This is a genomic window from Nocardioides oleivorans, from assembly GCF_004137255.1.
GTDB classification, from domain to species: Bacteria; Actinomycetota; Actinomycetes; order Propionibacteriales; family Nocardioidaceae; genus Nocardioides; species Nocardioides oleivorans.
In genome coordinates this window covers 532,719-553,469 of the sequence record NZ_SDWT01000001.1, presented here as the reverse complement: position 1 = coordinate 553,469, position 20,751 = coordinate 532,719, and the positions used below count along the sequence as shown (strand labels likewise).

At 68.4% G+C, this 20,751-nt stretch carries 31 protein-coding genes; 29 read left to right on the top strand and 2 right to left on the bottom strand.

Features of this window, described 5'->3' with window-relative positions; translation table 11 throughout:
- Position 1: 1 nt before the first annotated feature.
- Positions 2-1,252 carry an ABC transporter substrate-binding protein gene (locus tag EUA93_RS02660; protein ID WP_129398499.1) on the bottom strand — a complete coding sequence of 417 codons (1,251 nt, stop codon included), beginning with the start codon at positions 1,250-1,252 and terminating at the stop codon, positions 2-4.
- Positions 1,253-1,315: 63 nt separating this feature from the next.
- Positions 1,316-2,758 (bottom strand): gamma-aminobutyraldehyde dehydrogenase, encoded by a 1,443-nt coding sequence (locus EUA93_RS02655; protein ID WP_129398497.1) that lies wholly within the window; start codon positions 2,756-2,758, stop codon positions 1,316-1,318.
- 171 nt (positions 2,759-2,929) lie between these two features.
- On the opposite strand from EUA93_RS02655, the gene EUA93_RS02650 reads away from it, so the two are divergent.
- From EUA93_RS02650 to EUA93_RS02510, 29 genes are all read left to right on the top strand, one after another.
- Positions 2,930-3,388, top strand: coding sequence for an Lrp/AsnC family transcriptional regulator (locus EUA93_RS02650; RefSeq protein WP_129398495.1), 459 nt, complete (start codon positions 2,930-2,932; stop codon positions 3,386-3,388).
- A complete protein-coding gene (locus EUA93_RS02645; protein WP_129398493.1) occupies positions 3,385-4,773 on the top strand; it encodes an aspartate aminotransferase family protein in 1,389 nt (462 codons plus the stop codon). Before EUA93_RS02650 ends, EUA93_RS02645 begins: the two co-directional genes overlap by 4 nt.
- Positions 4,774-4,825: 52 nt before the next feature.
- Positions 4,826-5,551 carry a tRNA (guanine(46)-N(7))-methyltransferase TrmB gene (gene trmB / locus EUA93_RS02640; RefSeq protein ID WP_242497208.1) on the top strand — a complete coding sequence of 242 codons (726 nt, stop codon included), beginning with the start codon at positions 4,826-4,828 and terminating at the stop codon, positions 5,549-5,551.
- Positions 5,552-5,583: 32 nt separating this feature from the next.
- Positions 5,584-6,387 (top strand): alpha/beta hydrolase family protein, encoded by an 804-nt coding sequence (locus EUA93_RS02635; RefSeq protein ID WP_129398492.1) that lies wholly within the window; start codon positions 5,584-5,586, stop codon positions 6,385-6,387.
- 374 nt (positions 6,388-6,761) lie between these two features.
- A complete protein-coding gene (gene rpsJ / locus EUA93_RS02630; protein WP_008360994.1) occupies positions 6,762-7,070 on the top strand; it encodes a 30S ribosomal protein S10 in 309 nt (102 codons plus the stop codon).
- 10 nt (positions 7,071-7,080) lie between these two features.
- Complete coding sequence (gene rplC / locus EUA93_RS02625) at positions 7,081-7,737, top strand: 50S ribosomal protein L3 (RefSeq protein WP_129398490.1); 657 nt, start codon at positions 7,081-7,083, stop codon at positions 7,735-7,737.
- Positions 7,738-7,739: 2 nt separating this feature from the next.
- Positions 7,740-8,657, top strand: a complete 918-nt coding sequence (rplD, locus tag EUA93_RS02620) for a 50S ribosomal protein L4, sunset domain variant (protein WP_129398488.1) — start codon at positions 7,740-7,742, stop codon at positions 8,655-8,657.
- The gene (gene rplW, locus EUA93_RS02615) at positions 8,654-8,959 is read left to right on the top strand and encodes a 50S ribosomal protein L23 (protein ID WP_056906590.1); all 306 of its coding nucleotides are present in this window, start codon (positions 8,654-8,656) and stop codon (positions 8,957-8,959) included. The genes rplD and rplW overlap by 4 nt, the downstream gene beginning before the upstream one ends.
- A 24-nt stretch (positions 8,960-8,983) precedes the next feature.
- Positions 8,984-9,820 (top strand): 50S ribosomal protein L2, encoded by an 837-nt coding sequence (gene rplB / locus EUA93_RS02610; RefSeq protein ID WP_129398486.1) that lies wholly within the window; start codon positions 8,984-8,986, stop codon positions 9,818-9,820.
- Between the two features lie 5 nt (positions 9,821-9,825).
- On the top strand, positions 9,826-10,107 hold the full coding sequence (gene rpsS, locus EUA93_RS02605) for a 30S ribosomal protein S19 (protein ID WP_090969263.1): 282 nt from the start codon (positions 9,826-9,828) through the stop codon (positions 10,105-10,107).
- Positions 10,104-10,529 (top strand): 50S ribosomal protein L22, encoded by a 426-nt coding sequence (gene rplV / locus EUA93_RS02600; RefSeq protein WP_129398484.1) that lies wholly within the window; start codon positions 10,104-10,106, stop codon positions 10,527-10,529. Before rpsS ends, rplV begins: the two co-directional genes overlap by 4 nt.
- Positions 10,529-11,332: a 30S ribosomal protein S3 gene (gene rpsC, locus EUA93_RS02595; RefSeq protein ID WP_129398482.1), complete on the top strand. Its 804-nt coding sequence runs from the start codon at positions 10,529-10,531 to the stop codon at positions 11,330-11,332. Before rplV ends, rpsC begins: the two co-directional genes overlap by 1 nt.
- Before the next feature lie 5 nt (positions 11,333-11,337).
- Entirely contained in the window at positions 11,338-11,757 is a 420-nt protein-coding gene (gene rplP, locus EUA93_RS02590) for a 50S ribosomal protein L16 (RefSeq protein WP_129398481.1), read from the top strand.
- On the top strand, positions 11,757-11,999 hold the full coding sequence (gene rpmC, locus EUA93_RS02585) for a 50S ribosomal protein L29 (RefSeq protein WP_129398479.1): 243 nt from the start codon (positions 11,757-11,759) through the stop codon (positions 11,997-11,999). Before rplP ends, rpmC begins: the two co-directional genes overlap by 1 nt.
- Positions 11,996-12,265, top strand: a complete 270-nt coding sequence (gene rpsQ / locus EUA93_RS02580; RefSeq protein WP_129398477.1) for a 30S ribosomal protein S17 — start codon at positions 11,996-11,998, stop codon at positions 12,263-12,265. The genes rpmC and rpsQ overlap by 4 nt, the downstream gene beginning before the upstream one ends.
- A 103-nt stretch (positions 12,266-12,368) precedes the next feature.
- Positions 12,369-12,737: a 50S ribosomal protein L14 gene (gene rplN / locus EUA93_RS02575; protein ID WP_056599693.1), complete on the top strand. Its 369-nt coding sequence runs from the start codon at positions 12,369-12,371 to the stop codon at positions 12,735-12,737.
- 15 nt (positions 12,738-12,752) lie between these two features.
- A complete protein-coding gene (gene rplX, locus EUA93_RS02570; protein WP_129398475.1) occupies positions 12,753-13,094 on the top strand; it encodes a 50S ribosomal protein L24 in 342 nt (113 codons plus the stop codon).
- 1 nt (position 13,095) lies between these two features.
- A complete protein-coding gene (gene rplE / locus EUA93_RS02565) occupies positions 13,096-13,659 on the top strand; it encodes a 50S ribosomal protein L5 (protein WP_129398473.1) in 564 nt (187 codons plus the stop codon).
- A gap of 1 nt (position 13,660) precedes the next feature.
- Positions 13,661-13,846, top strand: coding sequence for a type Z 30S ribosomal protein S14 (locus tag EUA93_RS02560; protein WP_056151931.1), 186 nt, complete (start codon positions 13,661-13,663; stop codon positions 13,844-13,846).
- A gap of 69 nt (positions 13,847-13,915) precedes the next feature.
- Positions 13,916-14,335 (top strand): 30S ribosomal protein S8, encoded by a 420-nt coding sequence (gene rpsH, locus EUA93_RS02555; protein ID WP_129398471.1) that lies wholly within the window; start codon positions 13,916-13,918, stop codon positions 14,333-14,335.
- Between the two features lie 34 nt (positions 14,336-14,369).
- Positions 14,370-14,912: a 50S ribosomal protein L6 gene (gene rplF, locus EUA93_RS02550; RefSeq protein ID WP_129398469.1), complete on the top strand. Its 543-nt coding sequence runs from the start codon at positions 14,370-14,372 to the stop codon at positions 14,910-14,912.
- A 1-nt stretch (position 14,913) separates the two neighbouring features.
- Positions 14,914-15,297 (top strand): 50S ribosomal protein L18, encoded by a 384-nt coding sequence (gene rplR / locus EUA93_RS02545; protein WP_129398467.1) that lies wholly within the window; start codon positions 14,914-14,916, stop codon positions 15,295-15,297.
- A 31-nt stretch (positions 15,298-15,328) separates the two neighbouring features.
- On the top strand, positions 15,329-15,955 hold the full coding sequence (gene rpsE, locus EUA93_RS02540) for a 30S ribosomal protein S5 (protein ID WP_129398465.1): 627 nt from the start codon (positions 15,329-15,331) through the stop codon (positions 15,953-15,955).
- Entirely contained in the window at positions 15,955-16,137 is a 183-nt protein-coding gene (rpmD, locus tag EUA93_RS02535; RefSeq protein ID WP_090969275.1) for a 50S ribosomal protein L30, read from the top strand. The genes rpsE and rpmD overlap by 1 nt, the downstream gene beginning before the upstream one ends.
- Position 16,138: 1 nt before the next feature.
- Positions 16,139-16,579 (top strand): 50S ribosomal protein L15, encoded by a 441-nt coding sequence (gene rplO, locus EUA93_RS02530; protein WP_129398463.1) that lies wholly within the window; start codon positions 16,139-16,141, stop codon positions 16,577-16,579.
- A gap of 206 nt (positions 16,580-16,785) precedes the next feature.
- The gene (gene secY / locus EUA93_RS02525) at positions 16,786-18,081 is read left to right on the top strand and encodes a preprotein translocase subunit SecY (RefSeq protein WP_129398461.1); all 1,296 of its coding nucleotides are present in this window, start codon (positions 16,786-16,788) and stop codon (positions 18,079-18,081) included.
- Entirely contained in the window at positions 18,082-18,657 is a 576-nt protein-coding gene (locus EUA93_RS02520) for an adenylate kinase (RefSeq protein WP_129398459.1), read from the top strand.
- 32 nt (positions 18,658-18,689) lie between these two features.
- On the top strand, positions 18,690-19,514 hold the full coding sequence (map, locus tag EUA93_RS02515) for a type I methionyl aminopeptidase (RefSeq protein WP_129398457.1): 825 nt from the start codon (positions 18,690-18,692) through the stop codon (positions 19,512-19,514).
- Between the two features lie 206 nt (positions 19,515-19,720).
- Entirely contained in the window at positions 19,721-20,749 is a 1,029-nt protein-coding gene (locus EUA93_RS02510; protein WP_129398455.1) for a TerC family protein, read from the top strand.
- Positions 20,750-20,751: the final 2 nt, after the last annotated feature.

Genomic DNA, 20,751 nt, shown 5'->3' with positions numbered 1-20,751 from the left:
GTCAGTTCCCCATCACCTTCGTGGACCAGAGGTCGGCGAACTCGATGTCCTCGTCGGCCGTGAGCACCCGGAAGGACTGGATGTTGTGCTCGGCGATGTAGTCGGCCGTGGGGAAGATGAAGGGGCTCTCGGCCAGCGTCGGGTCGATCTTCTCCATCTCCGCCTGCGCGCCGTCGACCGGGCAGACGTAGTTGACCCACGCGGCGACCTGCGCGGCCACGGCCGGGTCGTAGTAGTAGTCCATCAGCTTCTCGGCGTTGGACCGGTGCGTGGAGGTGATCGGCACCAGCATGTTGTCGGACCAGAGCGTGCCGCCGGACTCCGGCACGGTGAAGGTCCAGTTGTCGTCGCCCGTGTCGGCGGCGAGCACGAAGATGTCGCCGCTCCAGGTGATGCCGGCGACGGCGTTGCCGCTGGTGAGGTCCTCCATGTAGGAGTTCCCCTTCACCTTGCGGATGTAGCCGTCCTCGATCTTGCCCTCGATGAAGTCGAGCGCCGCCTCGAACTGCGCCTTGCCCCAGTCGCTGTCGATGTCGACGCCCTGCGACTGCATCACCAGGCCTGCGGTGTCCCGGAACTCCGAGAGCACCACGATGCGGCCCTTGAGGTCGTCGCTCCAGAGGTCGTCGAGGGTCTTCAGCTCGCGGCCGACCTTCGCCTTGTTGTAGCCGATCCCGGCGAAGCCGCTCTGCCAGGTGATCGAGTGCTGGCGGCCGGGGTCGAAGGAGACGTCCTTGAGCGGCTGGAGCAGGTTGTTGACCACGTTGGGCATCTGGATCAGCTCGAGCGGCTGGCACAGCTGGTCGCGGATCACGCGGGCGGCCATCCAGTCGGTGAAGGTGAAGATGTCGCGGTCGATGCTCTGGCCGGCGCGCAGCTGCGGCCCGACCTTGGCGTAGTAGGAGTCGTTGTCGTCGACGTCCTCGCTGTAGGCGACCTCGATGCCGGTCTGCTGCATGAAGGCCTCGAGCGTCGGTGACTGTGTCTCCTTGCCGTTCATGTCGAGGTACGCCGTCCAGTTCGCCCACTTGAGCGTCTTGTCGGTGGCGGACACGTCCTTGGGCAGGTCGAGCGCCGCCGTGCCGCCCGACGGCGGCTCCGGCGGGGCGCAGGCGCTGAGGGCGGCGACCGAACCGGCGGCGAGACCGGAGCCGAGCAGTGCCCGACGGCTCATCCCCCCGGCCATCGCCTGGGTGAGGGCGGCCGCCGGCGGCGACAGCGGGCGCCGTGGGCGGCGCGCGATCGGTGTCATCAGTTCAGGTCCCTTGCTCTCAGCCCCGAGTGGTGTCTGGTGTGCTGCCCGGTCCGGTCCTGCTCAGCTCTCGATGTTGGCCATCACGTGCTTGACGCGGGTGTAGTCCTCGAACCCGTACATCGACAGGTCCTTGCCGTAGCCCGACTTCTTGTAGCCGCCGTGCGGCATCTCCGCGACGAGCGGGATGTGGGTGTTGATCCACACGCAGCCGAAGTCCAGCGCCTTCGACATCCGCATCGCGCGGCCGAAGTCCTTGGTCCACACCGAGGAGGCGAGGCCGTAGTCGACGCCGTTGGCCCAGCGGACCGCCTCGGCCTCGTCGGTGAACTTCTGCACGGTGATCACCGGGCCGAAGATCTCGTTCTGGATGGCGGCGTCGTCCTGCAGGAGCCCGGAGAGGACGGTCGGCTCGAGGTAGTAGCCCGCGCCCAGGTCCGTACGACGGTTCCCTCCCGCCGACACGGTCGCGTGCGAGGGGAGGTCCTCGATGAAGCCGCTGACGTGCGCGAGCTGCCGGGCGTTGTTGACGGGGCCGAAGAGGGCGTCCTCGTCGTCGGGTAGCCCGACGGGCGCCTGGCTGCGTGCGTAGTCGGCGAGCGCCGCGACGAAGTCGTCGTGGATGCCGGGCGCCGCCAGCACGCGGGTCGCGGCGGTGCAGTCCTGGCCGGCGTTGAAGTAGCCGGCGATCGCGATGCCCTCGACGGCCGCCTCGATGTCGGCGTCGTCGAAGACCACCACCGGCGCCTTGCCGCCGAGCTCGAGGTGGACCCGCTTGACGCTCGGCGCAGCACTGGCGGCGACCTCCGCGCCCGCGCGGACCGATCCGGTGATCGCGACGAGCCCGGGCAACGGGTGCTCCACCAGCAGGCGTCCGGTCTCCCGGTCCCCGGTGATGACGTTGAGGGTGCCGGGGGGGAGGAACTCCGAGGCCAGCTCGGCCAGCCGCAGGGTGCTCTCCGGCGTGGTGTCGCTGGGCTTCAGCACGACGGTGTTGCCGGCCGCGAGCGCGGGCGCGATCTTCCAGACCGCCATCATCAGCGGGTAGTTCCAGGGGGTCACCTGGCCGACGACGCCGATCGGCTCGCGCCGGATCCACGAGGTGTGCCCGGCCAGGTACTCCCCGGCGGCCTTGCCCTCGAGGACACGGGCGGCGCCGGCGAAGAACCGGAGCTGGTCGACCATCGGCGGGATCTCCTCGCTCGCGGTGAGCGCCTTGATCTTGCCGGTGTTCTCCGACTCCAGGTCGATGAGCTCCTGGGCGTGCGCCTCGATCGAGTCGGCGAACTTCAGCAGCGCCTGCTGGCGCTCGCTGGGCGTCGTGCTGCCCCACTCCTGGAACGCCGTGCCGGCCGCCTCGTAGGCCGCGTCGACCTCCTCGCTGCCGCTGACCGGTGCCAGGGCGACGACCTCGCCGGTGGCCGGGTTGACCACGTCGGAGGTCGAGTCGGCACCCGCGACGTAGGCGCCGCCGATGAAGTTGCGGAGCGTGCGTGGGCTGGGCATGTGAGGTCCTCCCGGTGTGGTGCGGTGCTGGGAGACTAGGACGGGTGCGGGACCGAACTCCATAGTTGTCCACAACAAAAGTGCGGTAATCGCAGATTTAACGAGTATGAAATGCGGATTCCGCGCTCGTCGGCTTGCGGAGAGGGCAACGGGCACAGCACGATGGGCCCCATGACCGAGCCATCTGTGCGGCTGGATGCGACCGCCAAGCGCATCATCGAGCTGCTCCAGGAGGACGGCCGGATCTCGTACGCCGCGATCGCGAAGGCGGTCGGCCTGTCCGAGGCCGCCGCGCGGGCGCGGGTGCAGAAGCTGCTCGACTCCGAGGTGATGCAGGTCGTCGCCGTGACCGATCCGACCCAGGTCGGGTTCACCCGCCAGGCGATGATCGGGGTCCGGACCGAGGGCGACCCGCTGAAGGTGGGCGACCGACTCGCCGAGGTGCGCGAGGTCGACTACGTCGTCACCACGGCCGGCAGCTTCGACCTCCTCGTCGAGGTCGTGTGCGAGGACGACCCCCACCTGCTCGACGTCATCCGTCAGATCCGAGAGCTCGACGGCGTGGTCTCCTCCGAGACCTTCGTCTACCTCAAGCTCAACAAGCAGCACTACAACTGGGGCACCCGATGAGCATGCAGTCCATGGACCCGTCGTTCGACTACCAGAGCGCCGGCCGCGACCACCTGTGGTTGCACTTCACGCGGCACTCGACCTACGAGAACGGCGGCGAGATGCCGCTGATCGTGAAGGGCGAGGGCCACAAGATCTGGGACAGCCACGGTCGGGAGTACATCGACGGCCTCGCGGGCCTCTTCGTCGTCCAGGTCGGCCACGGTCGTGAGGAGCTCGCCGAGGCGGCCGCTCGCCAGGCGAAGGAGCTGGCCTTCTTCCCGCTGTGGTCCTTCGCGCACCCCAAGGCCGTCGAGCTCGCCGACCGGATCGCCTCGCTGGCCCCCGGCGACCTCAACCGCGTCTTCTTCACCACCGGCGGCGGGGAGGCCGTCGAGTCGGCCTGGAAGCTGGCCAAGCAGTACTTCAAGCTCACCGGCAAGCCCGGCAAGCACAAGGTCATCTCCCGCGCGGTCGCCTACCACGGCACCCCGCAGGGCGCGCTCTCCATCACCGGCATCCCGCCGCTGAAGGAGATGTTCGAGCCGCTCGTCCCCGGCGCGCACAAGGTGCCCAACACCAACTTCTACCGCCGTCCCGAGTTCGTCGGCGACGACGAGAAGGCCTTCGGCCGCTGGGCCGCCGACCGGATCGCCGAGGCCATCGAGTTCGAGGGCCCCGACACGGTCGCCGCCGTCTTCCTCGAGCCGGTCCAGAACGCCGGCGGGTGCTTCCCGCCGCCGCCCGGCTACTTCGAGCGGGTCCGCGAGATCTGCGACCAGTACGACGTCCTGCTCGTCTCCGACGAGGTCATCTGCGCCTTCGGCCGCGTCGGCGAGATGTTCGGTGCCGCCGAGTTCGGCTACCAGCCCGACATCATCACCTGCGCCAAGGGCATGACCTCGGGCTACTCGCCGATCGGCGCGATGATCGCCAGCGACCGCCTCTTCGAGCCGTTCAAGTCCGGCACCACGGCCTACGCCCACGGCTACACCTTCGGCGGCCACCCGGTCTCCTCGGCCGTCGCGATGGCCAACCTCGACATCTTCGAGCGCGAGGGCCTCAACGCCCACGTCCAGGAGAACGCGCCCGGCTTCCGGGCCACCCTGGAGAAGCTGCTCGACATCCCGATCGTCGGCGACGTCCGCGGCCACGGCTACTTCTACGGCATCGAGCTGGTCAAGGACCGCGAGACCAAGGAGACCTTCGACGAGGCGGAGTCCGAGCGGCTCCTGCGCGGCTATCTCTCCGGCGCGTTGTGGGAGGCCGGCCTCTACTGCCGCGCCGACGACCGCGGCGACCCGGTCATCCAGCTCGCCCCGCCGCTGATCATCGGACAGCCCGAGTTCGACGACATCGAGCAGCGCCTGCGGTCGGTGCTGACGGGCGCACTGGCACACCTCTGAGGCGCGCCCGACCCGGCGAGCACTCGCAAGCGGAGCGAGCGACAATGTCTCCGTGAACGACGTCGTACGCCCTGCCCGGCCGCACCACAAGCTCACCGAGGACGGGCGTCGCATGCGCGAGGTCCTCACCTACTCCCGGCGCGGCAGCCGCTTCACCCCGCGGCAGGCCGAGTCCTGGGCGGCGCACCAGGCCGACTGGGTGATCCCCGACGAGGCCGTCGACAAGCCGGACTTCTCCCTGGCCGAGCGCTTCGGGCGCGAGGCGCCGCTGATCGTGGAGATCGGCTCGGGCATCGGCGAGGCGACGGCGGTGCTCGCCGCCGCGCGTCCCGACCACAACGTGCTGGCGCTCGAGGTGTGGCTCCCGGGTGTGGCCGACTCGCTGTGGCGGGTGGCCGAGGCCGGCGCCGACAACGTCCGGTTCTGCTCCGTCGACGCGGTCTGGTCGCTCGAGCACCTGCTCGCCCCCGCCAGCCTCGCCGAGCTCTGGACGTTCTTCCCCGACCCGTGGCGCAAGACCAAGCACCACAAGCGGCGCCTGGTGAACCCGGCCAACGCGGCCCTCGTGTCCTCCCGGCTCGTGCCCGGCGGCGCCTGGCGGCTCGCCACCGACTGGGCCGACTACGCCGAGCAGATGCGCGAGGTGCTCGACGCCGAGCCGACGCTCGAGGGCGGGCCGGTCGAGCGTTGGGCAGAGCGCCCGGTGACCCGTTTCGAGCGCAAGGGCGTCGAGGTCGGCCGCGACATCGTCGACTACGTCTACCGCCGTACGACCTGAGGTCCGGTCCGGCGCGCGCCTATCCTCGTGCTGTGCGCGGCGTCGGGAGGGGCAGGGGAGCGGCGCTCCTCGCTGCGCTCCTGCTGCTGGCGTCCGGGTGCTCGGGCGTCGGCGACGACAGCCCCGCTCCCTCGGGTGAACCGGTCGTCGACGCGACGCCCGACCCCACGGCTGCGCTGCGCGAGCGCTGCGGATCGGCGATCCCGGAGGGGGCAGAGCTCGATGCGTTCACCATCAGCGGCTCGACCGGCGGGGACATCGAGGCGGCCCGCATCGGCCCGGCGACTGCTGCGACGGTGGCCGTCCTGCTTCCCCAGATCACCGGGATGTGCGGCTGGGGACGGTGGGCGAGCGCCGCGCAGGATGCGGGACTGACCTCGCTGCTGGTGAACCCGTGCGGCTACGGGGAGTCGGTCTGCACCCCGGAGCAGGACGCCGATCCGCTCAACGAGGTCGCCGCCGCCGTGGCGACCGCCCGCGGCGAGCTCGGCGCCGATCGCGTGGTGCTCGTGGGTGCCTCGATGGGCGGCTCCCTCACCGTGATCGCCGCCGCCAGCGGTGCGGACGTCGACGCCTGGGCCGACGTGTCCGGCCCCTCGTCCTGGGAGGCCGTCGAGCTGGCCGGGCTCGCCGACCGGCTGCCGGAGCCGGGGCTGGTGGTGATGGCGCCCAGCGACGGACGGCAGGCGTTCCGAGATGCCCGCGCGCTGGCTCGTGCCGCCGGCGTAGGCTTCGTGCCGGGCCGCGACGGCCACGGCTGGGACCTCCTCGTCGATCCGGTCGACCAGGCCGTCACCCGGATCGGCAGGCGTCTGCTGGCCTTCGTCGCCGGCTGAGCCGGGCTCCGGGCATTCCGATTTGGCGTGGGGCAGTCGCGTCTGTCAAGATGTTCCGGTTGCTCCGGCGGGTCGCCGGGGACGGCACACATTGACTTCTGAATCGCGTCTCCTTGATCGAGCCAGTCGTCTGCGTGCGCCGCACCAGGTCACACGGTGATCGGAGACCCGACCAGATCCGCCGACCGGCGGGTGCCACCCACAGATACACCGCTTCCCCAACGGGGTCGTGTCATGGCTCCAGTTCTTTCGGGAGCGGCGACACGCCCGACCGCGGGGGTCGGAGGGTGGAGGAGAGACAGGCGGCGCTCGCCCACCGGGGGCTGAGAGCCGAAACAAGACCAGGCGTACGAGATCGAAGAGGACAGGGACCTATGGCGGGACAGAAGATCCGCATCAGGCTCAAGGCCTATGACCACGAGGTGATCGACACCTCGGCGCGGAAGATCGTGGACACCGTCACCCGCACGGGTGCGAAGGTCGCCGGCCCTGTGCCGCTGCCGACCGAGAAGAACGTGTACTGCGTCATCCGATCGCCCCACAAGTACAAGGACTCCCGCGAGCACTTCGAGATGCGCACGCACAAGCGGCTCATCGACATCATCGACCCGACGCCCAAGACCGTCGACTCGCTGATGCGTCTCGACCTGCCTGCCGGTGTCGACATCGAGATCAAGCTCTGAGGCTGCTGAGATGACTTTCGAACGCAACGTGAAGGGGCTGCTGGGCACCAAGCTCGGCATGACCCAGCTCTGGGACGAGAACAACAAGGTCGTCCCCGTGACCGTGATCGCCGCGAGCACCAACGTGGTCACCCAGGTCCGCCAGCCCGAGGTGGACGGCTACAACGCCATCCAGGTCGGCTTCGGCGAGATCGAGGCCCGCAAGGTGAACTCGCCCGAGGCCGGGCACTTCGCCAAGGCCGGGGTCACCCCCCGCCGCCACGTGGTGGAGATCCGCACCGCCGACGCCGCCGGCTACACCGTGGGCCAGGAGCTCACCGTCGACACCTTCGCCGCCGGCGAGGAGATCGACGTGACCGGCACCAGCAAGGGCAAGGGCTTCGCCGGTGTCATGAAGCGCCACGGCTTCGCCGGTGTCTCGGCCTCGCACGGTGCCCACCGCAACCACCGCAAGCCGGGCTCGATCGGCGCCTGCGCCACCCCGGGTCGCGTCTTCAAGGGCACCCGCATGGCCGGCCGCATGGGTAACGACACCGTGACCACCCAGAACCTGACGGTGCACGCCGTCGACGCCGACAAGGGCCTGATCCTGATCAAGGGTGCCGTTCCCGGCCCCAAGAACGGGCTCGTCGTCCTCCGCTCGGCCGCGAAGAAGCAGGAGGCCTGAGCATGGCTGTCAAGACCGTCAAGGTCGACCTCCCCGCCGAGATCTTCGACGTCGAGGTCAACGTCCCCCTGATCCACCAGGTCGTCGTGGCCCAGCAGGCCGCGGCCCGCCAGGGCACGCACTCGACCAAGCGTCGCGGCGAGGTCCGCGGCGGTGGCAAGAAGCCCTACAAGCAGAAGGGCACCGGTCGTGCCCGCCAGGGCTCGACCCGCGCGCCGCAGTTCGCCGGTGGTGGCATCGTGCACGGCCCCAAGCCGCGCGACTACGACCAGCGCACCCCCAAGAAGATGAAGGCCGCCGCCCTGCGCGGTGCCCTCTCCGACCGGGCCCGCAACGACCGCGTGCACGTGGTCGACGGCCTGGTGTCGGGCGACAAGCCCTCCACCAAGGCCGCGCTCGCCACGCTCACCTCGCTGACCGACCGCGTGGGCTACCTCGTGGTGCTCGAGCGTTCCGACGCGATCACCTGGCTCTCGCTGCGCAACGCGCCCGAGGTCCACATCGTCGCCGTCGACCAGCTCAACACCTACGACGTGATCGCCTCCGACGACGTCGTCTTCACCAAGGGTGCCTACGACGCGTTCGTGGGTGGCTCCGCTGCGGCCCCGGCCGCGAAGGCGGAGAAGCCCGCGACGACCGAGGCCCCGGCCGAGGTCAAGGCGTTCGCCGCCGTCCCGGCTGCCGACGAGGCCGCCGCCGACGAGGCCACCGCCCTGCCGAAGGGTGCCAAGGCCCCGCTGAAGAGCGGCAAGGCCCCGAAGGGCTACGAGGTCAAGGGCAACGCCGACTCGGGTCTCTACCACGAGCCCGACGGCCAGTGGTACGACACCACTGAGGCCGAGTTCTGGTTCAAGAGCTCCGAGGACGCCGAGGCCGCTGGCTTCACGCGTGCCGGTGGCGCCAAGGAGGACGACAAGTGAGCACCCTGCACAAGGACCACCGCGACATCCTGATCGCGCCGGTCGTGTCGGAGAAGAGCTACGGCCTGCTCGACGCCAACAAGTACACCTTCATCGTCCACCCGGACGCCAACAAGACCGAGATCAAGATCGCGGTCGAGAAGGTCTTCGACGTCAAGGTCACCTCGGTCAACACGATCAACCGCCAGGGCAAGACCCGTCGCACCCGCTACGGCATGGGCAAGCGTCCCAACACCAAGCGCGCGATCGTCAGCCTCGCCGAGGGTCACCGCATCGACATCTTCGGAGGTCCGGTCTCCTGACCGGGCTCCTGACTAGGAACTGATATGGCTATCCGCAAGTACAAGCCGACCACCCCGGGCCGTCGTGGCTCGTCCGTGGCCGACTTCGTCGAGATCACCCGGACCACGCCGGAGAAGTCGCTGACGCGCCCGCTGCCCAAGAACGGCGGCCGCAACAACCAGGGACGCATCACCACCCGCCACAAGGGTGGTGGCCACAAGCGTGCCTACCGCATCATCGACTTCCGTCGCTACGACAAGGACGGCGTCCCGGCCAAGGTCGCTCACATCGAGTACGACCCCAACCGCACGGCCCGCATCGCGCTGCTGCACTACGCCGACGGCGAGAAGCGCTACATCGTGGCGCCCAAGGGCCTCGAGCAGGGCATCCACGTCGAGTCCGGCCCGAACGCCGACATCAAGCCCGGCAACAACCTGCCGCTGCGCAACATCCCCGTCGGTACCACGATCCACTGCGTGGAGCTCCGTCCGGGCGGCGGCGCCAAGATCGCCCGCTCGGCCGGCAACTCCGCCCAGCTCGTGGCCCGCGAGGGAAGCCGCGCGACGCTGCGCATGCCTTCGGGCGAGATGCGCTTCGTCGACGTGCGCTGCCGCGCGACGATCGGCGAGGTCGGCAACGCCGAGCAGTCCAACATCAACTGGGGCAAGGCCGGCCGCATGCGGTGGAAGGGCGTTCGCCCGACCGTCCGCGGTGTCGTCATGAACCCGGTCGACCACCCGCACGGTGGTGGTGAGGGCAAGACGTCCGGTGGTCGCCACCCCGTCTCGCCCTGGGGCCAGAAGGAAGGCCGTACGCGCAAGCGCAAGGCGTCCGACTCCCAGATCATCCGTCGTCGCAAGTCCGGCAAGGGTAGGAAGTAACCGACATGCCTCGCAGCCTGAAGAAGGGCCCCTTCGTCGACGACCACCTTCAGAAGAAGGTGGACGCCGAGAACGAGAAGGGCAGCCACAACGTCATCAAGACCTGGTCGCGCCGGTCGATGATCGTGCCCGACATGATCGGTCACACCATCGCCGTCCACGACGGTCGCAAGCACGTCCCGGTCTTCGTGACCGACTCCATGGTCGGCCACAAGCTCGGGGAGTTCGCCCCCACCCGCACCTACCGCGGACACGTCAAGGAAGACCGGAAGGGACGCCGTCGATGAGCACCACCGAGCGCAGCCGCACCAGTGCGCGCCGCGAGTCGCTGCTCGGCGACCAGCCGGGCGCGTTCGCCAGCGCACGCTACGTGCGGATCACCCCGATGAAGGCCCGCCGTGTCGTCGACATGGTCCGCGGCCTCCAGGTCGACGAGGCCCTCACCCTGCTGCAGTTCGCGCCGCAGGCCGCCTCCGAGACCGTCTACAAGGTGCTGGAGAGCGCCGTCGCCAACGCCGAGACGACCGAGGGCCTCAACCGGGCCGACCTGGTCCTCTCCGTCGCGATGGTCGACGAGGGCCCGACGATGAAGCGTTGGCGTCCGCGTGCCCAGGGCCGTGCGACCCGCATCAACAAGCGCACCAGCCACATCACCCTCGCGGTGCAGCCGGCCGACGCGCTCACCACCAAGAACGGAAAGGGTGCCTGATGGGCCAGAAGATCAACCCGAACGGCTTCCGCCTGGGCATCTCCACCGACCACAAGAGCCGTTGGTACGCCGACAAGCTCTACAAGTCGTACGTGGGCGAGGACGTCGCCATCCGCAAGCTGCTCTCCAAGGGCATGGAGCGGGCCGGCATCTCCAAGGTCGAGATCGAGCGCACCCGTGACCGCGTCCGTGTGGACATCCACACCGCGCGTCCCGGCATCGTCATCGGTCGCCGTGGCGCCGAGGCCGACCGCATCCGCGGCGAGCTCGAGAAGCTGACCGGCAAGCAGGTCCAGCTCAACATCCTCGAGGTCAAGCAGCCCGAGATCGACGCGCAGCTGGTCGCCCAGGGCGTCGCCGAGCAGCTCGCCGGTCGCGTGCAGTTCCGCCGCGCCATGCGCAAGGCCATGCAGACCTCGATGCGCTCCGGCGCCAAGGGCATCCGGATCCAGTGCTCGGGTCGCCTCAACGGCGCCGAGATGTCGCGCACGGAGTTCTACCGCGAGGGCCGCGTGCCCCTGCACACGCTCCGCGCCGACATCGACTACGGCTTCTACGAGGCCAAGACGACCTTCGGTCGCATCGGCGTCAAGGTCTGGATCTACAAGGGCGAGGTCGCCGGCACCCGTGCCGAGCGCCAGGCCCAGCAGGCCGCCCGCGCCGGTGCCCCCGGCCGCGGTGGTCGTCCCAACACCCGTGGCGGCGAGCGCCCGAGCCGTGGCTCGCGCGGCGACCGCGCCCCTCGCTCCGAGTCGACCGAGGCTCCGGCCGAGGCCGCTCCCAGCGCCGGATCGGAGGCCTGACCCCCATGCTGATGCCCCGTCGCGTCAAGCACCGCAAGCAGCACCACCCCAAGCGCACCGGCGCCGCCAAGGGCGGCACGTCGCTCGCCTTCGGTGAGTTCGGCATCCAGGCGGTCGAGGGTCACTACGTGACCAACCGACAGATCGAGTCGGCTCGTATCGCCATGACCCGTCACATCAAGCGTGGCGGCAAGGTCTGGATCAACATCTACCCGGACCGCCCGCTGACCAAGAAGCCTGCCGAGACCCGCATGGGTTCCGGCAAGGGTTCCCCCGAGTGGTGGGTGGCCAACGTCAAGCCCGGCCGCGTCATGTTCGAACTCTCCGGTGTCGACGAGGAGACCGCTCGCGAGGCCATGCGCCGCGCGATGCACAAGCTCCCGATGAAGTGCCGGTTCATCTCCCGAGAGGCCGGTGAATTCTGATGGCTACCAAGCTGGAAGCCCACGAGCTCGACGAGCTCAACGCCACCGAGCTGGAGGCGAAGCTGCGCGAGGCCAAGGAAGAGCTGTTCAACCTGCGCTTCCAGGCCGCCACCGGTCAGCTGGAGAGCCACGGCCGACTGCGCGTGGTCAAGAAGGACATCGCCCGCATCTACACCGTGGTCCGCGAGCGCGAGCTCGGCATCCGCACCGCGCCGGGCACCAACGAAGAGGCGAAGGCATGAGCGAGAACGCAGTTGAGCGCAACCAGCGCAAGGTCCGCGAGGGCCTGGTCGTGAGCGACAAGATGGACAAGACCATCGTCGTGAGCGTCGAGGACCGCGTGAAGCACGCGCTCTACGGCAAGGTCCTGCGCAAGACGTCGCGCCTGAAGGCCCACGACGAGACCAACCAGTGCGGCATCGGCGACCGGGTCCTGATCATGGAGACCCGCCCGCTGTCCGCCACGAAGCGCTGGCGCCTCATCGAGGTCCTCGAGAAGGCCAAGTGACCTGAGGCCCCCGGGCCTCGAGCACCAGTTTCCACATATCAGTTCGGCCAGGCTCGCTCCCCGCTGAGGGGGCGAGAACCAGCTCGACAACCAGGAGAAATCAATGATCCAGCAGGAGTCGCGACTCAAGGTCGCCGACAACACCGGTGCGAAGGAGATCCTCTGCATCCGTGTTCTCGGTGGCTCTGGGCGTCGCTACGCCGGCATCGGTGACGTCATCGTCGCCACCGTCAAGGACGCGATCCCCGGTGGCAACGTCAAGAAGGGCGACGTCGTCAAGGCCGTGGTCGTGCGCACCGTCAAGGAGCGTCGCCGCGCCGACGGTTCCTACATCCGCTTCGACGAGAACGCCGCCGTCATCCTCAAGAACGACGGCGAGCCCCGTGGCACGCGCATCTTCGGCCCCGTGGGTCGTGAGCTGCGCGAGAAGCGCTTCATGAAGATCATCTCGCTCGCCCCCGAGGTGCTGTGAGAGATGGGTAAGGACATGAACATCAAGAAGGGCGACACCGTCAAGGTGATCGCTGGCAAGGACAAGGGTGCCCAGGGCAAGGTCATCTCGGTGCTCCGCGAGGAGGACCGCGTGATCGTCGAGGGTGTCAACCTCGTCAAGCGCCACACCAAGTCCGTTCAGCAGACCAACACCACCGGCGGCATCATCACCCGCGAGGCGCCCATCCACGTCTCCAACGTGATGCTGGTCGAGGGTGACGGCGTCACCCGCGTCGGCTTCCGCCGCGACGAGGTCACCAAGCGCCGTCCCGACGGCTCGACCTACAGCGCCACCCGCTCGGTCCGCGTGTCCCGCAAGACCGGCAAGGAGATCTGAGATGGCCGAGACCACCACCGAGATCCCGCGTCTCAAGACGCGCTACCGCGAGGAGATCGTCCCCGCGCTGCGCTCCGAGTTCGAGATCGCCAACATCATGCAGGTCCCCGGCCTGACCAAGATCGTGGTCAACATGGGTGTCGGCGAGGCTGCTCGCGACTCCAAGCTGATCGAGGGCGCGATCCGCGACCTCACCGCGATCACCGGCCAGAAGCCGGCCGTGACCAAGGCACGCAAGTCCATCGCGCAGTTCAAGCTGCGCGAGGGCATGCCGATCGGCGCGCACGTGACGCTGCGCGGCGACCGCATGTGGGAGTTCCTGGACCGCCTGCTCTCCCTGGCGCTGCCCCGCATCCGTGACTTCCGCGGCCTCTCGCCCAAGCAGTTCGACGGCCGCGGCAACTACACCTTCGGTCTCACCGAGCAGGTCATGTTCCACGAGATCAACCAGGACAGGATCGACCGGTCGCGCGGCATGGACATCACCGTGGTGACCACCGCCACCAACGACGACGAGGGCCGCGCGCTGCTGAAGCAGCTCGGCTTCCCGTTCAAGGAGAACTGACATGGCGAAGACTGCACTCAAGGTCAAGGCCGCCCGCAAGCCGAAGTTCGCTGTCCGCGGCTACACCCGCTGCCAGCGCTGCGGTCGCCCGAAGTCCGTCTACCGCAAGTTCGGCCTGTGCCGCATCTGCCTGCGCGAGATGGCCCACCGCGGCGAGCTGCCCGGCGTCACCAAGTCCTCCTGGTAATCACCTCACACCCGTTGCAGGTCCCCAGGCCGCGAGCCTGAGGAAACCACGACGAGAAAGAACCACATCATGACGATGACTGACCCGATCGCAGACATGCTCACGCGTCTGCGCAACGCCAACCAGGCGTACCACGACGTGGTGTCGATGCCTTACAGCAAGATGAAGGCCGGCCTCGCGGAGATCCTCAAGCAGGAGGGTTACATCACCTCCTACGACGTCGCGGACAACGTCGACTCCGAGGGCGAGCCCGCCGTCGGCAAGACGCTGACCGTCACGCTCAAGTACGGCCGCAACCGGGAGCGCTCGATCGCCGGCGTCCGCCGCATCAGCAAGCCCGGCCTGCGCGTCTACGCCAAGAGCACGAACCTGCCCCGGGTCCTCGGTGGACTCGGCGTCGCGATCATCTCGACGTCGCAGGGCCTGCTGACCGACCGCCAGGCGAACCAGAAGGGCGTGGGCGGCGAAGTCCTCGCCTACGTCTGGTGACCCGGACCAACTGAGACCAGGAAGAGAGAGAAGCATGTCGCGCATTGGCAAGCTCCCCATCGCGGTCCCGTCCGGTGTCGACGTCGCGATCGCCGACTCGCTGGTGACCGTCAAGGGCCCCAAGGGCACCCTGTCGCACACCATCGCGTCACCGATCACGGTCGCCCAGGGCGAGGACGGCGTCCTCGAGGTTCAGCGCCCCGACGACGAGCGCAACAGCCGCTCGCTGCACGGCCTGACCCGCACGCTCATCAACAACATGGTGGTGGGCGTCACCGAGGGCTACGAGAAGAAGCTCGAGATCGTGGGCGTGGGTTACCGCGTCCTGCCCAAGGGCCCGACGCAGCTCGAGTTCCAGCTCGGCTACTCGCACCCGATCATCTTCGACGCCCCCGAGGGCATCACCTTCACCGTCGAGGGCCCGACCAAGCTCGGTGTCGTCGGCATCGACAAGCAGCTCGTCGGCGAGGTTGCGGCCAAGATCCGCAAGCTCCGCAAGCCCGAGCCCTACAAGGGCAAGGGCGTGCGCTACTCCGGTGAGCACATCCGCCGCAAGGTCGGAAAGGCCGGTAAGTGACATGGCGATCTCGCTGAGCAACAACAAGCACACCGCCAACCGCGTGCGTGCGCGGCTGCGCCGTCAGGCGCGTGGCCGCAAGCGCATCAACGGCACCCCGGAGCGTCCGCGCCTCGTCGTGACCAAGTCGGCCAAGCACCTCTCGGTGCAGGTCGTCGACGACCTGCAGGGTGCGACGCTGGCCTACGCCTCCACCATGGAGGCCGACGTCCGTGGCACCGACGGTGACAAGACCGCCAAGGCCAAGAAGGTCGGCGAGCTGGTGGCGTCGCGTGCCAAGGCGGCCGGTATCGAGGACGTCGTCTTCGACCGTGCCGGAAACAAGTACCACGGCCGCATCGCGGCCCTGGCCGACGCCGCCCGTGAGGGCGGCCTCCAGTTCTGATCGCCCGAATGATGATTAAGGAGCAAGTCTCATGAGCGGAGCCCAGCGCGGACAGCGCGGTGGCGAGCGCCAGTCTGGTGACCGTCGCGGAGGACGCGACAACGGTCGTGGCCAGGCTGACAAGACCGCCTACATCGAGCGCGTCGTGGCGATCAACCGTGTCGCCAAGGTCGTGAAGGGTGGTCGTCGCTTCAGCTTCACCGCCCTCGTGATCGTCGGCGACGGTGAAGGTCTGGTCGGCGTCGGCTACGGCAAGGCGAAGGAAGTTCCCGCGGCGATCGCCAAGGGTGTCGAGGAGGCCAAGAAGCACTTCTTCAAGGTCCCCCGCATCCAGGGCACCATCCCGCACCCGGTGCAGGGCGAGAAGGCCGCAGGCGTCGTCCTGCTGCGTCCCGCCGCTCCCGGTACCGGCGTCATCGCCGGTGGCCCGGTGCGTGCGGTCCTCGAGTGCGCCGGCATCCACGACGTGCTGAGCAAGTCGCTCGGCTCGTCCAACCAGATCAACATCGTCCACGCGACGGTCGAGGCCCTGCGGATGCTGGAGGAGCCGGAGCAGGTCGCGGCTCGTCGCGGCATGCGGGTCGAGGACGTCACCCCGGCTGCGCTGCTCAAGGCGCGTGCCGAGGGTCAGGCCGAGGCCGCGGGGGTGCAGTCGTAATGGCTCAGCTCAAGGTCCAGCAGAAGCGCGGCACGGTCGGCCTCAAGGCCAACCAGCGCGAGACGCTTCGCTCGCTCGGTCTCAAGCGGATCGGCGACGTCGTCGTGAAGGAAGACCGCCCGGAGATCCGGGGCATGATCAACACTGTCCGTCACCTGGTGACGTTCGAGGAGGTGGAGTGACATGACGCTCAAGCTGCACCACTTGCGTCCCGCTCCGGGCGCCAAGACCGCCAAGACCCGCGTGGGTCGTGGTGAGGCGTCCAAGGGCAAGACCGCCGGTCGCGGTACCAAGGGCACCAAGGCTCGCTACCAGGTTCCGGTGGCGTTCGAGGGTGGCCAGATGCCGATCCACATGCGTCTGCCCAAGCTGAAGGGCTTCAAGAACCCCTTCCGCGTGGAGTTCCAGGTCGTCAACCTCGACCGCCTCGGGGAGCTCTTCCCCGACGGTGGCGCGGTGACCGTCGCCGACCTCGTCGAGAAGGGCGCGGTCCGCAAGGGCCAGCCCGTCAAGGTCCTGGGCCAGGGCGACATCTCCGTCGCCGTCCAGGTCAGCGTCGACGCGTACTCGACCTCCGCCAAGGCGAAGATCGAGGCCGCAGGCGGCACCGCGACCGTGGCCTGACGGGCCGCGCACTCGCACATCCGGTGAAGGCCTGGCCGCACAGTGGGAACTGTCGGCCAGGCCTTCGTCGTTCTCCCACTGACTGACGGGGAAGAGCGGGCTGAACCGCGACTTGTTAGGCTTCCCCGGGCCCACCGGCGCACGACGTCGAAGGTCTCTCGTCCGCCCGCCGTCCCCGGTCGGGCACCCTTACGAAAGAGGAACCAGTGCTAGGCGCGTTCGCCAACGCTTTCCGGACTCCGGACCTGCGGAAGAAGCTGCTCTTCGTCCTGCTGATCGTCACGATCTTCCGGCTCGGATCGCAGGTACCCACCCCGGGTGTCCACGTGGCCAACGTGCAGGCCTGCATCAGCCAGCTCGAGGAGGGCGGGCTCTACAGCCTGATCAACCTCTTCTCCGGTGGTGCGCTGCTCCAGCTCACCATCTTCGCGCTCGGGATCATGCCCTACATCACGGCCTCGATCATCCTGCAGCTGCTCGTCGTGGTCATCCCGCGGCTCGAGGCGCTGAAGAAGGAGGGTCAGGCCGGCCAGGCCAAGATCACCCAGTACACCCGCTACCTCACGCTCGGCCTGGCCGTGCTGCAGGCCACCGGCATCGTCGCGCTCGCGCGCAACAAGGCGCTGCTCCAGGGCTGCGACCGGGACCTGCTGCACGACAACGGCACCGCGACGTTCCTCGTCATGGTGATCACCATGACCGCCGGCACCGCGGTCATCATGTGGCTCGGTGAGCTCATCACCGACCGCGGCATCGGCAACGGCATGTCGATCCTCATCTTCACCCAGGTCGTCGCCACCTTCCCGGCGTCCCTGTGGAGCGTCCAGACCTCGAAGGGCTGGGTCACCTTCGCCATCGTGATGGTCATCGGCCTCATCCTCGTGGCCGCGGTCATCTTCATCGAGCAGGCGCAGCGCCGCATCCCGGTGCAGTACGCCCGCCGGATGGTGGGCCGCAAGATGTTCGGCGGCAACTCCACCTACATCCCGTTGAAGGTCAACCAGGCCGGCATCATCCCGGTCATCTTCGCCTCGTCGCTGCTCTACCTGCCGGCGATGGCGGTGCAGTTCAACCCGGACAGCGCGAACCCTGTCCTGGACTTCATCGGCACCTACCTGGTGGGCGGTGACCACCCGCTCTACATGGCGGCATACTTCCTGCTCATCATCTTCTTCACGTACTTCTACGTCTCGATCACCTTCAACCCTGTCGAGGTGGCGGACAACATGAAGAAGTACGGCGGCTTCATCCCCGGGATCCGGGCGGGCAAGCCGACCGAGGACTACCTGTCCTACGTCCTGTCCCGCATCACGTTCCCTGGAGCTCTCTACCTCGGCCTGATCTCGTTGGTCCCGCTCGTCGCGTTCGCGATGATCCAGGCCAACCAGAACTTCCCGTTCGGTGGCACGTCCATCCTCATCATGGTCGGCGTCGCCCTCGACACGGTGAAGCAGATCGAGAGCCAGCTCCAGCAGCGCAACTACGAAGGATTCCTCCGCTAAATGAGACTCATCCTCATGGGCCCCCCGGGGGCCGGCAAGGGCACGCAGGCCCGCTTCGTGGCCGAGCACTTCGGCGTCCCGGCCATCTCCACGGGCGACATCTTCCGCGCCAACGTCTCCGACGGCACGCCGCTCGGCGTCGAGGCCCAGCGCTACATGGACGCCGGCGAGTACGTCCCCGACGAGGTCACCAACAAGATGGTGCGCAACCGGATCGACGAGCCCGACGCCGAGCCCGGCTTCCTGCTCGACGGCTACCCGCGCACGCTGGCCCAGGTGACCGAGCTCGACGGGATGATCGGCTTCACCGGCCACCGCCTCGACGCCGTGGTCGTGCTCACCGTCGACCCCGAGGAGCTCGTCCAGCGCCTGCTCCAGCGGGCGCAGACCGACGGCCGCGCCGACGACACCGAGGACGTCGTACGCCGGCGCCAGGAGGTCTACTCCGAGCAGACCGCCCCGCTCATCGAGGTCTACCGCGAGCGCGGCATCCTCGTCGAGGTCGACGGGATGGGCGAGGTCGACGAGGTCACCCAGCGCGTCTTCGACGCGCTCGACGTGGTCCCGCAGAGCTGACCCGGGACCGGCAGGACGGGCAGGCCCGGGAGATGGCGTTCCGTGACCGCGGGATCGAGATCAAGTCGGCCGACCAGATCGACCTGATGCGGGTCGCCGGGCGGCTGGTGGGGGAGACCCTCGACCTGCTGCGTGCTGCCGTGAGACCGGGCGTCACCACGCTCGAGCTCGACACCCTCGCCGAGACCAACATCCGCGACCACGGCGGCATCCCGTCGTTCAAGGGCTACAGCCAGCCGCCGTTCCCGGCGACCATCTGCGCCTCGGTCAACGACGAGGTCGTGCACGGCATCCCCGGCCCGCGCGTGCTCGCCGAGGGTGACGTGGTCTCCATCGACTGCGGCGCGATCGTCGAGGGCTGGCACGGCGACGCCGCCATCACCGTGCCGGTGGGCGAGGTGTCCGACGACGTACGACGCCTGCTCGAGGTCACCGAGGAGTCGCTGTGGCGGGGCATGGCCGCGGCCAGGCTCGGCGGCCGGGTGACCGACATCAGCCACGCGATCGAGACCTACGTCCGCGGCCAGGGCCGCTACGGCATCCTCGAGGACTACACCGGCCACGGCATCGGCACCGAGATGCACATGGCCCCCAACGTGCCCAACTACGGCCGCAAGGGTCGCGGCGCGTCGATCGTCGAGGGCCTCGCGCTGGCGGTCGAGCCGATGGTCACCCTCGGCAGCAAGCACACCGACCTGCTCGAGGACGAGTGGACCGTGGCCACGGTCGACGGGTCCTTCGCGGCACACTTCGAGCACACCTTCACCGTCACGGCCCGGGGCGCCTGGGTGCTCACCGCGGTCGACGGCGGAGAGGCCCGGCTCGCCGCGCTCGGTGTCCCATTCGGCGGACGCTGACCCGCCCGAGTCGACCCGCCCCGCCGGGCGTGGAAGGATGGGTCCGCTGGAGGGGAGTATTCCCCGACGGTGGTGCCGTCATCACGGTGTCGCGCGAGCGGCCCCCGGTGCCATCGGTTCGCCCGTCCGGGTGAGCGGAAGAGACCTCCGGTGGCCGTGCCGTGCGCGGACACCGGCACTCACCTTTCATCCCTAGGAGCAACAGCGTGGACGTCCCCCTCTGGGTCTGGATCGCGACCTTCGTCGTGACCGCCGCCATCTTCACCTTCGACCTCGTGATCGTCGGTCGCCGGCCGCACGAGCCGAGCATGAAGGAGTGCGCGACCTACCTGTCGATCTACGTCGGCCTCGCCATCGTCTTCGGCGCCGGCGTATGGATGACCTGGGACCACCAGCACGGCCTGGAGTTCTTCTCCGGGTGGCTGGTCGAGTACTCGCTGTCGATCGACAACCTCTTCATCTTCATCATCATCATGGCGAAGTTCGCCGTGCCGAAGGAGCTCCAGCAGTACGCCCTGATGATCGGCATCGTGATGGCGCTGGTCATGCGTGCGATCTTCATCGGCGTCGGCGCAGCGGCGATCAACAACTTCAGCTGGGTCTTCTACCTCTTCGGCCTGTTCCTGGTCTACACGGCGATCAAGCTCGCCAAGGAGGGTGCCGAGGACGAGGACGAGGAGTTCGAGGAGAACAAGCTAGTCGCCTTCGTCGAGAAGCGGTTCCCGGCCACGTCGGAGTGGCACGGCAAGAAGCTGCTGGTCTCCGGCGACGGCGCCAAGAAGATGATCACACCGATGTTCATCGTGATCATCACGCTCGGCACGACCGACCTGCTGTTCGCGCTCGACTCGATCCCCGCGATCTTCGGCATCACCAAGGAGCCCTACCTGGTGCTCACGGCCAACATCTTCGCGCTGATGGGCCTGCGCCAGCTCTACTTCCTCATCGGCGGCCTGCTCCAGCGCCTGATCTACCTCTCCTACGGCCTGGCGTTCCTGCTCGCCTTCATCGGCGTGAAGCTCATCCTCCACGCGATGCACGAGAACGAGCTGTCGTTCATCAACGGCGGCGAGCACATCTCCTGGGCGCCCGACGTGCCGATCTGGCTCTCGCTGGTCGTCATCATCGCCACCCTGGCCGTCACCGCGGTCCTGTCGCTCGTCGTCTCGAGCCGGATGACCCCCGCCGAGCAGGACGCGTCCAGCGGCCCGCGGCGCGACTGGGAAGACGACTGACG